Source organism: Polaribacter litoreus, from assembly GCF_054584775.1.
Map to the genome: position 1 here is coordinate 202,437 of NZ_JBTLRD010000002.1, position 16,454 is coordinate 218,890.

General features: G+C 31.0%; 13 protein-coding genes and 3 tRNA genes. 12 read left to right on the forward strand and 4 right to left on the reverse strand.

Features of this window, described 5'->3' with window-relative positions; all coding sequences use genetic code 11:
- Positions 1-84 precede the first annotated feature (84 nt).
- The 4 genes from ACW9UN_RS02050 to uvrA all read right to left on the reverse strand — a co-directional run bounded on the left by ACW9UN_RS02050 (position 85) and on the right by uvrA (position 7,797).
- Complete coding sequence (locus ACW9UN_RS02050) at positions 85-2,865, reverse strand: gluzincin family metallopeptidase (protein ID WP_459483431.1); 2,781 nt, start codon at positions 2,863-2,865, stop codon at positions 85-87.
- A gap of 34 nt (positions 2,866-2,899) precedes the next feature.
- Positions 2,900-4,180, reverse strand: coding sequence for a T9SS type A sorting domain-containing protein (locus tag ACW9UN_RS02055; protein ID WP_459483432.1), 1,281 nt, complete (start codon positions 4,178-4,180; stop codon positions 2,900-2,902).
- A gap of 2 nt (positions 4,181-4,182) precedes the next feature.
- A complete protein-coding gene (locus ACW9UN_RS02060) occupies positions 4,183-4,890 on the reverse strand; it encodes an LOG family protein (protein ID WP_459483434.1) in 708 nt (235 codons plus the stop codon).
- Positions 4,891-4,974: 84 nt separating this feature from the next.
- The gene (uvrA, locus tag ACW9UN_RS02065; protein WP_459483436.1) at positions 4,975-7,797 is read right to left on the reverse strand and encodes an excinuclease ABC subunit UvrA; all 2,823 of its coding nucleotides are present in this window, start codon (positions 7,795-7,797) and stop codon (positions 4,975-4,977) included.
- 101 nt (positions 7,798-7,898) lie between these two features.
- Between uvrA and ACW9UN_RS02070 the strand changes: the two genes are divergently transcribed.
- The 12 genes from ACW9UN_RS02070 to ACW9UN_RS02125 all read left to right on the forward strand — a co-directional run bounded on the left by ACW9UN_RS02070 (position 7,899) and on the right by ACW9UN_RS02125 (position 16,447).
- Entirely contained in the window at positions 7,899-8,135 is a 237-nt protein-coding gene (locus ACW9UN_RS02070) for a PspC domain-containing protein (RefSeq protein ID WP_459483438.1), read from the forward strand.
- Between the two features lie 3 nt (positions 8,136-8,138).
- Entirely contained in the window at positions 8,139-9,137 is a 999-nt protein-coding gene (locus ACW9UN_RS02075; RefSeq protein ID WP_459483440.1) for a potassium channel family protein, read from the forward strand.
- A gap of 1 nt (position 9,138) precedes the next feature.
- Complete coding sequence (locus ACW9UN_RS02080) at positions 9,139-10,038, forward strand: SDR family oxidoreductase (RefSeq protein ID WP_459483442.1); 900 nt, start codon at positions 9,139-9,141, stop codon at positions 10,036-10,038.
- Positions 10,039-10,131: 93 nt separating this feature from the next.
- Positions 10,132-11,799: an alanine/glycine:cation symporter family protein gene (locus ACW9UN_RS02085; RefSeq protein ID WP_459483443.1), complete on the forward strand. Its 1,668-nt coding sequence runs from the start codon at positions 10,132-10,134 to the stop codon at positions 11,797-11,799.
- Between the two features lie 12 nt (positions 11,800-11,811).
- On the forward strand, positions 11,812-12,723 hold the full coding sequence (locus ACW9UN_RS02090; protein ID WP_459483444.1) for a helix-hairpin-helix domain-containing protein: 912 nt from the start codon (positions 11,812-11,814) through the stop codon (positions 12,721-12,723).
- A 20-nt stretch (positions 12,724-12,743) separates the two neighbouring features.
- Complete coding sequence (locus ACW9UN_RS02095) at positions 12,744-13,910, forward strand: acyl-CoA dehydrogenase family protein (protein WP_459483446.1); 1,167 nt, start codon at positions 12,744-12,746, stop codon at positions 13,908-13,910.
- 470 nt (positions 13,911-14,380) lie between these two features.
- Positions 14,381-14,578, forward strand: a complete 198-nt coding sequence (rpsU, locus tag ACW9UN_RS02100) for a 30S ribosomal protein S21 (protein ID WP_015480739.1) — start codon at positions 14,381-14,383, stop codon at positions 14,576-14,578.
- Positions 14,579-14,805: 227 nt separating this feature from the next.
- Entirely contained in the window at positions 14,806-15,759 is a 954-nt protein-coding gene (locus ACW9UN_RS02105) for a tyrosine-type recombinase/integrase (protein WP_459483604.1), read from the forward strand.
- Positions 15,756-16,064, forward strand: coding sequence for a ribosome hibernation-promoting factor, HPF/YfiA family (gene hpf / locus ACW9UN_RS02110; RefSeq protein ID WP_459483448.1), 309 nt, complete (start codon positions 15,756-15,758; stop codon positions 16,062-16,064). Before ACW9UN_RS02105 ends, hpf begins: the two co-directional genes overlap by 4 nt.
- A gap of 97 nt (positions 16,065-16,161) precedes the next feature.
- A tRNA-Thr gene (locus ACW9UN_RS02115) sits at positions 16,162-16,235 on the forward strand.
- 37 nt (positions 16,236-16,272) lie between these two features.
- Positions 16,273-16,354 (forward strand) — tRNA-Tyr (locus ACW9UN_RS02120).
- Between the two features lie 20 nt (positions 16,355-16,374).
- Positions 16,375-16,447: transfer RNA gene (locus tag ACW9UN_RS02125), tRNA-Gly, on the forward strand.
- Positions 16,448-16,454 lie beyond the last annotated feature (7 nt).

Below are 16,454 nucleotides of genomic sequence, written 5' to 3' on the forward strand. Positions count from 1 at the left end.
TTAGTTATTAAGAATATGTTAAAATAATGTATAATTTATTCTTGTTTGTTGAGAATTATACAATAGAAATGGTTTTGTTTGAATTTATAGAAATCCTCTTCTTACAAAATTAAAAATAGAACGCAAGTTTCCTGTAAAAGTAAATCTAATTTTTTCAGCATAAGCTTGCTGCCCAATTTCCCAGCCATTGTTAGAGTATAAAGGAAAATAGATTTCAAAAATATTATGAACAAAGTTCAATCGTATTCCATTATTGTATGCAAAATAGATAGGAATATTTTTGTTTTTTAGAAAAGCAACATCATTATAAAACTCAACCCACCTCCATAAACCAAAACTCGAATTTAAAGAAACCATGTACTGATTGGCAAATCTTGTGGGTAGTACTGATTTAAACCCCCCTTCTGCAATAATAAATTGTTGACTAAAAATACCTGAATCTTCTGATCGACCAAAATAGTTAAGCTGAAATAAATAATCATTTGCTCTGTCTAAACCAAAGCTAAAATAGTTTCCAGTTGATGAGTTGTTTAAAAAAGAACCTGCAAATAGCCTAAAATCTAATTGCGTATCTGACGTAGATAATGCTCTATAGCGAATATCTGCAGAAACCTTAGAAAAATTTTCGGCAATTTCTAAACTAAAATTATACCTGAATTCTTTGATGATATCAGGGTTCATATAGTTATACCTTAAGTTAAAAATAGTGTATTGATCTTCGGGACCAATAGGTTCTCCCAAGGGTCTTTCTCTATCAATGTAAAGCATTCTTGCTGTTATAGCTTCTTGTGTAGCATCTCGCAAATCTTTTCTTTTAAAAAATAAATTTACATAAGGTACAAAAGCTGTGTAAGATAATTCTGGTGCGTAGTCTGACGTGCCACCATCCATTCCGTAAACTATTTTGTAAATGCTAGTTTCTTCGAAATATTGATGATATTTCACTGAAAAATTACCAATAACAGAGCCACTTTTTGTGGCATAAGCAGGCGCTATAGAAACTTCTAAATTTCTTTTAATTAAGGGTTTGTTGTGTAAACTCACTCCTAAAGTTAAACCGTTATAAAAATTATAGCTAAAATTGGGTTGATAAAATAGTTGATTGTAATATGGGTCTTGAATGTCTTTTATTAAGCTAAACTTTAAAGGCTTATTAAATATTTTATTTTGTAATCTTTTCCAATTGTCTAAAGTATTTAATTCAGGATAAAAATTTTCATAGTTTAAACTAACCTTATTAATTCCGTTTTTTGGAATGCTTATGTTGGCAGTATCTTTAACGCCTGTTACCCATTTTTTATATTTTATTTCTTTATCTTTTAAACCATAAACCAACACAGGTGTGGTCATATTTCTTTTGTTTCTAATCTTTACATGTACACTATCACCTTTTATTTCTATATCATCAATAGTATGATCTATTTTTTTGTTGGTTTTAATAAAATCATCAAAAAACCAACCTGTTTCTTTACGAGTCTTTGATGCTAATAATTTTTGAAAATCTTTACTATCAACAATTTTAGTTTGGTTATTTTGATAAAAATCTTTGATAGTATTATTTAATATGCTATCTCCTAAATAGCCTTTTAAATATCTAAAAGCCATACCTGCTTTGTACTTATTGGCAATTTTTCTGTTAAAATTAGACAGGGAATCTGCAGAGGTTGTTAACGCCTGATCTAAAAATTTACGAGAAACAAATTGATAAATCAACGGATATTTATCATTAAAATCAGCTTTAGAAATGTTAAAAGATCTTAAGAAAAAAGTGTCTGAAAATTTACCTAAAAGTTTTGTTTCAGGGTAAAACTCTTCTATGTATTCAATCATAAAATAGTTTTGTAAACCATCTAGCAACCAGTAATCTTTCCTTTTATTTAAAAATAACGTATTCTCTATATATTTTCTGCTCAGGGCCTTAAAGATGGTAATATCTGCCTTAAAAGTTTCCGAAAAAGGTCGTAAAAAATCTGGCAGTTGAGTTAACCCAATTACAGGATCTTTTTTTTGCGTGGCTTTGTCAATAAATAATTCTTTATGTGGATATTGGCCCAAATACTTTTCTAAAAATTGAATATTTCTATTTAAAATGACAATTTTAGATTTGTAATCTATTTCATATTCATCGCCTAAAACATCAGTATAAACATTAATTTTCTTTGTTTTGTAAGTTTTGAATTGTTCTGTTTTATGGATACTTAAAATAACATCTGATTTTTTTTTACCTATTAAATAGTAATTATTTACATCTTCCTTTTTTGTGATGTATTGATATAAATTACTCTCTAAGACATAAGATTTCGGAATATTGATGTCTATTTTAAAGTCGGTGGGTTTTTCGTATAAATCATCAATATTAAGATTACTCATCAAGGCCCATCCTTTATCATAAACAGCGGGTGTAATGTACCAAAAGCGTAAATGATACCCTTCTTTTGTTTTTCCATAGCCAGTAAAAGAGGCACTTGGTATTTTTACGGTATAGGTAATTATTATTTTAGTTTTTTCTTTTGGTTGTAAAGGTTTGTTTAGAGTTATGTTTAAAATATCTGCTTTTCCTTCATGTTCATTAAAGAGGGTGTTTTCAAAATCTACAGTTAAGTTTTTAATCGTAGTTTTACCAAGCTCGCTTTGTTTGGCAAAATATAAATCTTTTCTATAATCTTTTATAAATCGTTGTGATAAAGGTGTTTTTCGGTCTCTAAAGCTATTGGGCCAATTGTGTAAGTAAATGTTGTGTAGGGTAGAACCTGTTGTATTGAAAAACACAATTTCTTGTTTTATCATCATTTCATCTTTGCCTACATTTAAGTTTGCTTCTATAGAGATAGTATTTTCTTGTGCTAAAAAAGCACAGCAAAACATAAGGGTAAAAAAAGTTATAACGATGCTTTTCAATTTAAATTTTCACAAATTTTAGTGGTTTGTATGCATCCGCTTTTAAGAAGTAAACTCCTTTAGAAAACGAACGTGTATCAATATTCAATTTGGTTGTACTTGTGTTTTTCTGTTGATAAATAATTTGGCCAAGTTGATTGTAGATAATAATTGAATTTAGTTTTTCTTTTAATGTTAAAGTTATTGAATTTTTAACAATATTACTACCACTAAATGAAATTGGGTTGTTTTTTTCTACAGATAGTACGTTTTTGGGTGTTTCTAAGCTCATTACAATTGGCAAATGATCACTAAATTGATATAATGCATTTCGTAATTTTTGAGAATATATACCATCACAGTTCGTATTGTTTACATAAGAATTGTAGCAGTTTCCATTATTGCCAATAGTTTGATAACTATTTTCGATATAAAATAAATCTGTACTGGTTTTTAGATTTTCGGATATTAAAATAAAATCGAATCGATCATCCATACCACCACCAGCTCCATCTCCATTTAATGGAGAGTTTCTTGTAGATTGAGAGTGAATATCTGCAAAAGAGCTGTTTCTCCAAAAGTAATTTGAGCTAGAACTATAAAATTCAAAAGGATCTCTAACATTAGGGTTATTAGCAAATACATCTGTGGGGCGATTAAGGGGATCAATAATTTTAATAGCGTTTCTTGCATCAGACAACACCCGATAACCATCTTCATTGCTAGTGTAAAAGTTAAAATCACCAGCAAAAAGTACAAAACTATTTTGAGGTAGATGGTCTAAAGCGTCTAAAAATTGAAGTACAGAGTTGTATCGTTTTAAGCGATTATCACTGCCTGTAGATGCTTTTAAATGGGTTACAAAAACCTCTAATAGAATAGGGTTTGTTGCAGAGTTTTCTGTGTTTATGGTAAATGTATAATGATTTATATCTCTTATATCAGTAGGTACTATATTTGTAGCCTTTAAAGTTAGTTTTTTTTGGTTGTAATATACCATTTGCAACAAACCAGTTGCTGGAGATTGACTGTATTGAAAAGGTGCTTTTTTAAAATGACTACCCAAAGGCAAAACAGCGTTTTCAAATAAGTAATCAGAAGCATTTTCATTGATCAACTCGCAAACCATAAATAAGTCTGGTTGTACATCTTCTAAAACAGTTTTTAAATGAACGGTTCTGTTTTGGCTATTTACGCCAGCATCATAATTTAAAATGTTGTAAAACATCGATTTTATTTTGGTTTGCGCACCAACCGTTAAAACAGCAAAACAGCATAAAAAGAAAATTCTTTTTTTTAGCATATTTAGAAATTTGGCTTTATTTTGTATTTCGCATAGAATTTGTTAAAGTGTTCTACAGCTTCATCAGCAGTATCTACCAATCTAAATAAATTTAAGTCGTCTTTACTAATATTACCTTCTTCTATTAGGGTGTTTTTAATCCAATCTAACAAACCAGCCCAAAACTTTTTACCTACTAATACAATTGGAAAACGACCTATTTTTTTAGTTTGAATTAAAGTAATGGCTTCAAAAAGTTCATCCATAGTTCCAAATCCTCCTGGCATTACCACAAAACCTTGTGAATATTTTACAAACATTACTTTTCTTACAAAAAAGTAATCGAAGTCTAAACTCTTTCCTGGGTCAATCCAAGGATTATCATGTTGCTCAAAAGGGAGTTCAATATTTAATCCAACAGATAAACCTTTTCCTCTGTTGGCACCTTTATTACCAGCCTCCATAATTCCTGGGCCACCACCTGTAATTACGCCAAATCCACTTTGTGTTAATTTGTAGGCAACTTCTTCTGCCAATTTATAATAAGGATGGTCTGGTTTTGTACGTGCAGAGCCAAAAATAGAAACACAAGGACCAATTTTACTCAATCGTTCATAACCTTCTACGAATTCTGCCATTATTTTAAAAATAGCCCAAGAATCGTTGGTTTTTATCTCATTCCAAGTTTTTGGTTGAAAACGTTCTTTTATTTTTCTGTCGTCTTGTGTCATTATAATATTGTTTTAAAACTTTTCTAAAGAAAAGCGAACTGAATTAATTTTTTTAAATTTTGAAATATTTTTAATGCCAATTCTTTAAAGAAGCTCTTTTTTTAAGAATTTGGCAGTATAGCTTTTCTTATGTTTAGCAACTTCTTCTGGAGTACCTTTTACTAAAATTTTTCCGCCTTTTTTTCCACCTTCCATACCCACATCAATAATATAATCTGCTAGTTTTATTACGTCTAAATTATGTTCTATAATTAAAACTGTATTACCTTTATTGGTTAATTTATTGAGAACTTCCATCAATACACGAATATCTTCGAAATGCAAGCCTGTTGTGGGTTCGTCTAAAATATAAAAGGTGTTTCCTGTATCTCTTTTTGATAATTCTGATGCTAATTTTATACGCTGTGCTTCACCACCAGAAAGTGTGGTAGATTGTTGGCCAAGTGTAATATAGCCCAAACCAACATCTTTTATTGTTTTTAATTTTCTGTGGATTTTAGGGATGTTCTCAAAAAAATCTGTGGCATCTTCAATAGTCATATCTAAAACGTCCGAAATTGATTTACCTTTATATCTGATTTCTAAAGTTTCTCTATTAAAACGTTTGCCTTGACAAGTTTCACATTCAACCTGAACATCTGGTAAGAAATTCATTTCGATAACTCGTACTCCACCACCTTGACAGGTTTCACAGCGACCACCTTTTACATTAAAAGAAAAACGACCTGGCTTGTAACCACGAATGGCAGCTTCAGGTGTTTTTGCAAATAAACTTCTAATTTCATCAAAAGTTTTGGTGTAAGTGGCTGGGTTAGAGCGCGGAGTTCTACCAATAGGCGATTGATCAATATCAATCACTTTATCTATATGTTCTAAGCCTTCAATTTTTTTATATGGCATTGGTTTTTTTACACCTCTGTAGATGTGAGCATTTAAAATAGGGTACAAAGTTTCGTTGATTAAGGTTGATTTTCCACTACCAGAAACTCCTGTAACACAAATCATTTTTCCTAACGGAAAATCTACAGAAACATTTTTAAGATTATTACCAGAAGCACCTTTTAGGGTAATCGTTTTTCCATTTCCTACTCTGCGTTCTTTTGGAACAACTATTTTTTTTCTGCCTGTTAAATAATCTGTAGTTAATGTTTTATTTTTGATGATTTCATCAAATGTGCCAATACTTACAATTTCTCCTCCATGTCTTCCTGCTCCAAGGCCAATATCTAAAACATAATCTGCTTTTTTCATCATGTCTTCATCATGTTCAACTACTAAAACAGAGTTACCAACATCTCTCAATTTTATTAAAGAGTCTATTAATTTTTGATTATCTCTTTGATGCAAACCAATACTTGGCTCATCTAAAATATATAAAACACCTACCAATTGCGAGCCAATTTGAGTTGCTAAACGAATACGTTGTGCTTCGCCACCAGAAAGTGATTTTGAAGTTCTGTCTAATGTTAAATAATCTAAGCCAACATCTAATAAAAACTGAATACGAGTTCTAATTTCTTTTAAAATTTCTGATGCTATAGTGATTTGTTTTTCAGACAAATGTTTTTCAATAGTTGCAAACCAAGCAGCTAATTCAGTAACATCCATTTGTGCTAAATCACTGATGTTTTTATCGGTAATTTTAAAATGTAAAGCTTCTTTTTTTAAACGTTTTCCTTGGCAGGTTTTACAAGCAACTTCGTCCATAAACCCTTTTGCCCAGCGTTTTATAGAAGTACTTTCTGCATTTTTATATTGATTTTCAATAAAAGAAATGATTCCTTCAAAATCAATTTTATAATTTCTAGTTACGCCAACAGTTTTCGATTCAATTTTAAAGGTTTCATTACCACCATTTAAAATGATGTCTAATGCTTTTTTAGGAATGTCTTTTATTGCGTCTGTAAGTTTAAATTGATAACGCTCAGCAATATGTTGAATTTGTTTAAAAATCCAGCTATTTTTCTGTTCTCCTAAAGGTGCAATTCCTCCTTTTTTGATAGAAATAGTATCATCAGGAATTACTTTGTTTAGATTAATTTCTTGATTAATTCCGAGTCCATTACATGTAGAACATGCACCTTTTGGCGAGTTAAAAGAAAAGGTGTTTGGTTCAGGATTGGGGTACGCAATTCCTGTTGTTGGACACATCAACTCACGGCTAAAATATCGAGGAGTATTATCGTCAATATCAATAACCATCATAATATTATTCCCAGAGTACAAAGCCGTTTTTATGGTTTCTTCTAAACGTTTTTCTGATGTTTCGTTGATCAATAAACGGTCAATAACCACTTCTATATCATGCGTTTTGTATCTGTCTAAACGCATCCCTTTTTCAATTTCTCTAATTTTTCCATCAACACGAACCCTTACAAAACCTTGTTTTGAGATTTGTTCAAACAATTCGCGATAATGCCCTTTTCGAGATTTTATCAAAGGTGCAAGAATAGCTAATTTTTTACCATCAAAATCCTTTAAAATTAGTTGTCTGATTTGTTCATCAGAATAACTCACCATTTGCTCACCAGTATTATAAGAATAAGCATCAGCAGCTCTTGCATATAAAAGTCTTAAAAAATCATAAATTTCTGTAATAGTACCTACTGTAGAACGTGGACTTTTATTCGTGGTTTTTTGTTCGATAGAAATCACAGGAGATAATCCATCAATTTTATCTACATCAGGTCTTTCTAGACCGCCCAAAAATTGTCTGGCATAAGCAGAAAAGGTTTCGATATAGCGTCTTTGCCCTTCAGCATAAATGGTGTCGAAAGCCAACGAAGATTTTCCACTACCACTTAAACCAGTAATAACAACTAGTTTTTCTCGTGGAATTTTTACATCAATATTCTTTAAATTATGTGCTCTTGCTCCGTAAACTTCTATGTATTCTTGGTCTTTCAAAAAAAGGTGGTTTTTGCAAAAGCGCAAAGTTAATCAATAGAAATCATTTTTAATCGAAATGTAAATAACAAATAGCTAGATATTGTTATCTTGCAGTTATAATGGAAGGCAGAAAATTTATACATACCATACGTCATTTTTTCGAAAGACATGGATTCGGGTTTTTTCAAAGATTAGCAGACCGATTAGGAATGCGCGCAAAAAACGTACGTATTTATTTTATTTATGTAACTTTTTTTACTGTGGGGCTTTCTTTCGGGTTTTACCTCACGTTTGCATTTGCAATGAAGTTAAAAGATTTAATTTATACCAAAAGAAGTTCGGTTTTTGATTTGTAGTTTATGAAAGTTTTAAACTCTAAAATATATAAAATATCAATTTTAGTAACTGCAATTTTAGCTGTTGGAACTTTTGGATACATGTCTTTTTCTAGTTATACCTTTGTAGATGCTTTGTACATGACTGTAATTACAGTAACTACAGTTGGTTTTGGAGAAGTGCACCCTTTTACCCCAGAAGAAAAAATATTTACCATTTTTTTGATTCTTACAAGTATTACAACCTTTGGTTATGCAGTTTCTGCATTTTCTGAGTATTTGGTTAGCGGACAATTTTTTGAACATTTTAAACACAGAAGAGTGGAAAAACAAATAGCAAACTTACAAGGCCACACAATAGTTTGTGGTTATGGAAGAAATGGAAAGCAAGCAATAGTTAAGCTTCAAAACTATAATAAAGAGTTTGTGGTAGTAGAGAAAAATAAAGAAATGATAGCGCTTTTAGATGAACAAGGGTTGCTAAATATTGAGGGTGATGCCACTTTAGATGAAACTCTTTTAAGAGCAGGTATTGCTAAAGCGAGCTCTTTAATTGCGGCTTTACCTTCTGATGCTAATAATTTATTTATTGTGCTTACAGCTAGTCAATTAAATAAAAATTGTAGAATTATAAGTAGAGCATCTAAAGAAACATCATATAGTAAACTAAAAATTGCAGGTGCAGATAATGTAATTATGCCAGATAAATTAGGGGGTAATCATATGGCATCTTTAGTTACAACTCCAGATGTTATTGAGTTTGTAGATCGATTAACTATTGAAGGTGAAACCACTGCAAATTTAGAGGAAATTGATGTTGATACCTTGCCAAAAAAATATTTAGGGAAAACAATTTTAGATTTAGATTTAAGAAAACAAACGGGTTGTACTGTTATAGGTTTTAGAAATCCCGATAAAGATTATGTTATAAACCCAGAGGCATCTACACCTTTAGTTAAAGGTGCACATTTAATTGTTTTAGGAAGGCCAGAACAAATTACAAAATTGAGAGAATTATTTTAAAATGAGAAAAGTTATTATTACAGGTAGTAATGGGTTATTGGGACAATCCTTGGTAGCATTATTACTTAAAGAAGTTGAAAAATATCAAGTATTTGGTTTTTCAAGAGGAGAAAATAGAAGTGGAAGAGACGATTTTAATTATGTTTCAATTGATTTAACACAAGAAGAAAATTTAAAAAAAACAATCAGAGAAATTCAACCTCATTTTATTATCAACACAGCTGCTATGACTTTGGTTGATGATTGTGAGTTAGCAAAAGAAGCTTGTGATGTTTTAAATATTGATGTTGTACAATGGCTGGCAGAAATATCAGAAGAACTTAATATTCATGTAATACACTTATCCACCGATTTTATTTTTGATGGTGAAAAAGGATACTACAAAGAAACAGATACTCCAAATCCATTGAGTTATTATGGATTATCTAAAGTAAAATCCGAAAAGGTTTTAATTGATTCAAACATAAACTTTACCATTTTAAGAACTATTTTAGTGTATGGTAAAGTATTTTCTATGAGCAGAAGCAATATTGTGCTCTGGGTAAAAAGCATGTTAGAGCAAGGCAAAGAAATTACGATAGTAGATGATCAATTCAGAATGCCAACTTTTGTAGATGATTTAGCCTTAGCGTGTAAAATTACTATGGATAAAAATGCAAAAGGAATTTTTCATATTTCATCCAAAGAATTATTAAGTGTTTACGAAATTGCACAACAAGTGGCAGAGGTATTTGAATTAGATCAAGGTTTAATCAAACCAATTTCATCAACAACATTAAATCAAACTGCAAAAAGGCCACCTAAAACAGGTTTCGATTTGTCGAAAACAAATAAAGAATTGAATTTTTATCCAAAATCATTTAAAGAAGATTTGCAAAGGTTTAAAGAAACCTTAATCTAAAAATGACTTTTAACTGCTAAAAGTTGTTCAAAGAGCATTTTTTTAAGATATTGCACGTCAGTAAACTCAAAAAAAACTAACAATACCATTATTATGAAGAAAAAACTTCTTTCGTTATTGCTTTTAGCATTTCCTATTATATCATTTGCACAAAGCACAACAGATAGCATAGACGCAACTTTTAAAGATTATACAGGTTGGTTTGTAGATGCTATTTTCTATGAAATTCCGTTTTCTGATACATTTCAAATACCATGGGTATTAATTGTATTAATTGGTGGTGCTTTATTTTTTACATTTTACTTTAAATTTATCAATTTTACGGGTTTTTTAACAGCTATACAGGTAGTTAGAGGTAAATACGAAGATATAGAAAAACATGGTGTTGATAAACTTTATGGTGAAGACGCACAACAAATAATCGATGACAATGAAAATAATGAAAAAGCTTATGGAGATCAAACTCCAGGTGGAGATTTAATTGAAACAATTAGAGATGAAAGCGCAGATGGAGAAGTTTCTCACTTCCAAGCTTTAACTGCTGCATTATCTGCTACAGTTGGTTTAGGTAATATTGCTGGTGTAGCTGTCGCTTTATCTATTGGTGGTCCAGGGGCAACATTCTGGATGATAGTTGCTGGTCTTTTAGGAATGGCATCAAAATTTGCAGAATGTACATTAGGTGTAAAATATAGAGATGTGGGTGAAGATGGTACTGTTTATGGTGGGCCAATGTATTACCTTACAAAAGGATTAAAAGAAAAAGGAGCAGGGGGTTTTGGAAAAGTATTAGCAGTTTTGTTTGCTATTTTCGTAATCGGTGGTTCTTTTGGTGGTGGAAACATGTTTCAAGCCAACCAAGCTGCAGCTCAATTTACAAAACTTTTTGAATTAACAGGGCCAAATGCGGGTTTATATTTTGGTATAGTTATGGCTGCGTTAGTGGCAGTTGTAATTATTGGAGGTATTAAAAGAATTGCATCTGTAACCGAAAAAGTTGTGCCGTTTATGGCAGGTATTTATGTATTAGCTGCTTTAATTATCTTGTTTGCTAACTTTAGTTTAATAGATGATGCCTTTGCTTTAATTTTCGAAGGAGCATTTTCGGGATTAGGTATTGCTGGTGGTTTAATAGGTGTAATGATTCAAGGAATTCGTAGAGGAGCTTTCTCTAACGAAGCTGGTGTAGGTTCAGCTGCAATTGCACACTCTGCAGTTAGAACAAAATATCCAGCAAGTGAAGGTATTGTTGCTTTATTAGAACCATTTGTAGATACAGTAGTTATTTGTACTATGACAGCTTTGGTAATTATCATTACCAACTTCGATGGTCAGTTTATGGAGTATGGTGTAGAAATTAAGGAAGGTGTAGAGTTAACAGCTGTAGCTTTCGATTCTGTAATTCCTCATTTCTCAGTAGTCTTAACAATTGCGGTTATATTATTTGCATTTTCTACCATGATTTCTTGGTCTTACTATGGTATGCAAGGCTGGAAATTTTTATTCGGAAAAGGAAAAATAACTGATTTAGTATATAAAGTTTTATTCTTGTTATTCGTGATAGTAGGTGCATCTATTAGTTTAGGAGCGGTAATCGATTTTTCTGATGCAATGATATTTGCTATGGTGGTTCCAAATATAATTGGGGTAATAATGTTATCTCCGATAATTAAAAAAGAATTAAGTAAATACATGAATGCCATTAATAAAAAAGAAGAGGCAATTGAAGATGGTGCTGTAGATATTAACGACCACATGTAAAAAACAGCTATAATGAAAATATTCAAATCCCATTTCTGGTATACTAAAAGCCAAAGAAATGGGATTTTTTTATTGGCAATACTCATCTTAATTTTACAAGTTTTTATTTTTGTTGATGTTTTTAGTTCAGATGGTAGTGTTGATGTTAATCAACCAGAAATTCTAGCACTTCAACAACAAGTTGATAGTTTAAAGTTGGTAGAAATCGAAGATAGAAAACCTAAGATTTACCCTTTTAATCCAAATTATATTACAGATTATAAAGGAGAACAATTGGGCATGTCTTTACAAGAAATTGATCGATTATTAGCATATAGAAAAACGAATCAGTTTGTCAATTCTAAAGAAGAGTTTCAAAAAGTTACACAGATTTCAGATTCACTTTTGGCTAAAATAGCACCTTATTTTAAATTTCCAGATTGGGTTGTGAAAAGAAATCAAAAAAAGAATTCTTCAAACTTGTCATTCCAGAGTAAGCAGGAATCTCAGTCCAATTACTATAAAAAACCAACTTATAAACTAACTACAACAGACATTAACAAAGCAACAGCAGAAGATTTAAGAACTATTAACGGAATTGGTCCTGCTTTTTCAGAAAGAATTATTAAGTATCGTTCTAAATTACAAGGTTTTTCTTTTGCTTATCAGCTTTATGAAGTTTGGGGTTTAGAAAAAGAAGTTGCAGACAAAGTCTTGTCCGTTTTTAAAATTGCTGATAAACCTATCATTAAAAAAGTGAATGTAAATACTGTGGAATTCAAACAATTATTAAAAAATCCTTACATAGATTATGAGTTGTGTAAAAAGATTTTTAATTACAGAGATGAGGTTGCAGAGCTCCAAGATATCTCAGAATTAAAAAACATCAAGGGTTTTCCTTTAGATTTGTATGATAGAATAACCTTATATTTGTTGGCTGAATAATAAACTAAATTTCTAGCCTAATGAGCAGTATGTATTTTACTGAAGAACACGAATTTTTTCGTGCTAGTTTCAAAGAATTTTTACAGAAAGAAGTGGTTCCCCATGTTGATAAATGGGAAAAAAACGGAACAATAGATCGTTTTATCTGGAAAAAATTTGGAGAAATGGGGTATTTCGGTTTAGCTACTCCAGAAGCTTATGGAGGGTTAGATTTAGATTTATTTTACACAGTTATCTTTTTAGAAGAAATGCAAAAAATAAATTCGTGCGGATTTGCTGCAGCCATGTGGGCGCATGAATATTTAGCAATGACCCATTTAAACAAAGAGGGTAACGATTTTCAGAAGCAAAAATATTTAGCACCAAGTGTTCTTGGAGATATGATTGGTTGCTTGTGCATCACTGAGCCTTTTGGAGGTTCTGATGTAGCTGGCATGCGTTCTACAGCTATTAAAAAAGGAGGCAAATACATCTTAAATGGTTCAAAAACATTTATTACAAATGGAGTGCTTTCAGACTATTTAATTGTATCTGCAAAAACAGATCCTACAGACAAATACAAAGGTATTAGTTTGTTTATTGTAGACAGAAACTCAAAAGGATTATCAGCAACAATGCTAAATAAATTAGGTTGGAAAGCCTCAGATACAGGAGAAATCGCTTTCGATAATGTAGAAGTTCCTGCTGAAAACCTTCTGGGAGAAGAAGGTAAAGGATTTCCTTATATTATGCAGCATTTTGCCTTAGAAAGGTTGTTAATGGGCGTAAATGCACATGCAAGAGCAGAATATGCAGTAGATTATGCAATTAAATATATGGAAGAAAGAGTTGCTTTTGGCAAACCTTTAGATAGTTTTCAAGCCTTAAGACATAAAGTGGCAGAAATGGCAAGTAGAGTAGATATGTGTAGAGAATATAATTACTCTATTGCAAAACGTTTAGACGATGGGCAGTATGTAGTAAAAGAAGCAAGCATGTCTAAACTGCTATCAACAAAAATGGCAGACGAAGTAATTTATGAAGCACTCCAACTATTAGGAGGTTATGGTTATATGGAAGATTATCCTATGGCACGTTTGTTAAGAGATAGCAGATTAGGACCAATAGGAGGAGGTACTTCTGAAATCTTGAAAGAGATTATCGCAAAAATGGTAATTGATGGCAAGGAGTACAAGCCAGCAACATAGTTTTTTAAATTAGCTTTTTGCGAAAATAATCCTAAGATTATCGCAAAAATGGTAATTGACGGAAAAGAATATAAGCCAGCAACATAAAATCCTGCAAGGTTTCCAAAACCTTGTAGGTATTGAGCAACTACAAATAAGGTGCATTAACTGCAAACTGCTACTGATAAACTGTCCACTAATTTGGGCGTTCCCTAAAGGTCGGGCTTTTCATTATATCTTTTTTATGCTGAATTTAAGTTAGAATTATCTTTTTCAAGAAAAGTAATTTCTATAATTACACAGATATTAAATACAGATAAGCATAAAAAAGGATGCCATTGCAATCCCTAACGCAGGCCAATCTAAAAATTAATTGAATTAAAAATTTGTAATTCAGATTTAATAATTACATTTGCAGTCCAAAAATTATAAATCAGCAGTTTAACTGTTTTAAAAATATTTAAGATACTTATGAAGGGAGGTGCCAACAAATGTTAATTATACCTGTAAAAGAAGGAGAGAATATAGATAGAGCTTTAAAACGTTACAAACGAAAGTTTGACAGAACAAAGACAATGAAGAACTTACGTAACAGAAAGAACTTTACAAAGCCGTCTGTAGCTAAAAGAGCTCAAAGAATAAAAGCTTCATACGTTCAGAGATTAAGAACACAAGAAGAAGTAGGTTAATGAAACTCAGTTTTAAAAAGACCATAGGTCGCATTTAAAACTGTAAGTTGAATTAATTCCGATTTTACATCAGGATCTTCTCAAAATATTGAACTCATATCATTAATGTTGGTAAGAGTTTTCTATTTCATGAAAAGACCAAAACTTGTATTTAAAATTATACATTGAACTATTCTTAATTTTAAATTCGGATCTATTTTAAAGATACATCTCGCATCAAATTAATGATGCGAGTTTTTTTATGCCCAAAATTTTGTAAATTTAACAAAAACCAACAACCAAGAATTGTGATTGATTCCTTTTTAGAATACTTATCGCTAGAAAAAAAATATTCTGTACATACAATTACAGCATATAAAAACGATTTAATTTCATTTAAAGATTTTTTAGTTACAGAATTCAAACAAGAAAATTTATCAGAAGTACATTACAATCAAATAAGAACTTGGATTGTTTCTTTGGTCGATTTAAAGATTTCAAATCGATCAATTAATAGAAAAGTAAGTTCATTAAAATCTTTTTACAAATTTCTTCAGAAAACACATCAAATTAAAGTAAACCCCTTAGCAAAGCATAAAGCTCTAAAAATCAACAAAAAAGTACAGATTCCATTTAATCAAAAAGAAATAAATCAAGTTATTAATACAATCAACGAAAAAGATGATTTTATATCTATTAGAAATAAGCTAATTGTTGAATTATTTTATTCTACAGGTGTTAGGAGGGCAGAGTTGATTAATGTCAAAGAAAATGATATTGATTTATCAAACAAAATAATAAAAGTTTTAGGGAAAAGAAATAAACAACGGTACATTCCACTATTACCATCAGTAATTCAAACATTAAAACAATATTTAGAAGCAAAAAAGAAAATTTCAGCCGGTATAAATGAATTGTTTATTACAGAGAAAGGAAATAAAATATATGAAACCCTTGTTTACAGAATTATAAATTCATACTTTAGTAAAGTTTCTACAAAACAAAAGAAAAGCCCCCACATTTTAAGGCATTCCTTTGCGACGCATCTTTTAAATGAAGGGGCAAATATAAATTCGGTTAAAGAGTTACTAGGGCACTCATCTTTAGCCTCAACACAAGTCTATACTCATAACAGTTTAGATGCCATTAAAAAAGTGTATAACCAAGCTCACCCTAGGAGTAATAAAAACAAAAAAGTATGAAAGTATTTACGCAATCCGTTAACTTTAATGCAGACAAAGATTTAATTACATTTACAAATCAAAAAGTATCAACATTATCAAAATTTCACGATAAAATTGTAGATGCAGAAGTTTTTTTGAAAGTTCAAAATACTAGTGATAAAGAAAATAAGATTACAGAGGTTAAAATTAATATACCAGGTAAAGAATTAATAGTAAAAAGAGAAACCAAAACTTTCGAAGAAGGAGTCAATTCAGCCGTAGATAACTTAAAAAGACAGTTAAAAAGATCTAAAGAAAAGCATAGGGATTCTTTAATTTCATAAAAAAGATAAAAAAATATTAAAAAAAGTTTTAGAATATAAAAAAACTTTATACATTTGCAATCCGTTAGAAATAGCGGGTTGTTTTTTTAAACAAAAAGCCGATGTAGCTCAGCTGGCTAGAGCAGCTGATTTGTAATCAGCAGGTCGTGGGTTCGAGTCCCTCCATCGGCTCGAAAAAACAATTTAAGTTCATTAAAATAAAAGTTTTGGGAGTGTCGCATAGTGGCTATTGCAGCAGACTGTAACTCTGTCGTCGTGAGACATCGTTGGTTCGAGTCCAACCACTCCCACAAAAACTTTTTTTAAGAATGCGAAAGTAGCTCAGTTGGTAGAGCGTCAGCCTTCCAAGCTGAATGTCGCCGGTTCGAACCCGGTCTTTCGCTCAAAAGA

Bases quoted from the DNA above. Each gene is read 5' to 3' on its own strand.
- ACW9UN_RS02090 (WP_459483444.1), top strand. From the start codon at position 11,812: ATGAAAATATTCAAATCCCATTTCTGGTATACTAAAAGCCAAAGAAAT.
- ACW9UN_RS02060 (WP_459483434.1), bottom strand. From the start codon at position 4,890: ATGACACAAGACGACAGAAAAATAAAAGAACGTTTTCAACCAAAAACT.
- ACW9UN_RS02095 (WP_459483446.1), top strand. From the start codon at position 12,744: ATGAGCAGTATGTATTTTACTGAAGAACACGAATTTTTTCGTGCTAGT.
- ACW9UN_RS02070 (WP_459483438.1), top strand. From the start codon at position 7,899: ATGGAAGGCAGAAAATTTATACATACCATACGTCATTTTTTCGAAAGA.
- ACW9UN_RS02055 (WP_459483432.1), bottom strand. From the start codon at position 4,180: ATGCTAAAAAAAAGAATTTTCTTTTTATGCTGTTTTGCTGTTTTAACG.
- ACW9UN_RS02105 (WP_459483604.1), top strand. From the start codon at position 14,806: ATGCGAGTTTTTTTATGCCCAAAATTTTGTAAATTTAACAAAAACCAA.
- ACW9UN_RS02075 (WP_459483440.1), top strand. From the start codon at position 8,139: ATGAAAGTTTTAAACTCTAAAATATATAAAATATCAATTTTAGTAACT.
- ACW9UN_RS02050 (WP_459483431.1), bottom strand. From the start codon at position 2,865: ATGTTTTGCTGTGCTTTTTTAGCACAAGAAAATACTATCTCTATAGAA.
- rpsU (WP_015480739.1), top strand. From the start codon at position 14,381: ATGTTAATTATACCTGTAAAAGAAGGAGAGAATATAGATAGAGCTTTA.
- ACW9UN_RS02085 (WP_459483443.1), top strand. From the start codon at position 10,132: ATGAAGAAAAAACTTCTTTCGTTATTGCTTTTAGCATTTCCTATTATA.
- ACW9UN_RS02080 (WP_459483442.1), top strand. From the start codon at position 9,139: ATGAGAAAAGTTATTATTACAGGTAGTAATGGGTTATTGGGACAATCC.
- hpf (WP_459483448.1), top strand. From the start codon at position 15,756: ATGAAAGTATTTACGCAATCCGTTAACTTTAATGCAGACAAAGATTTA.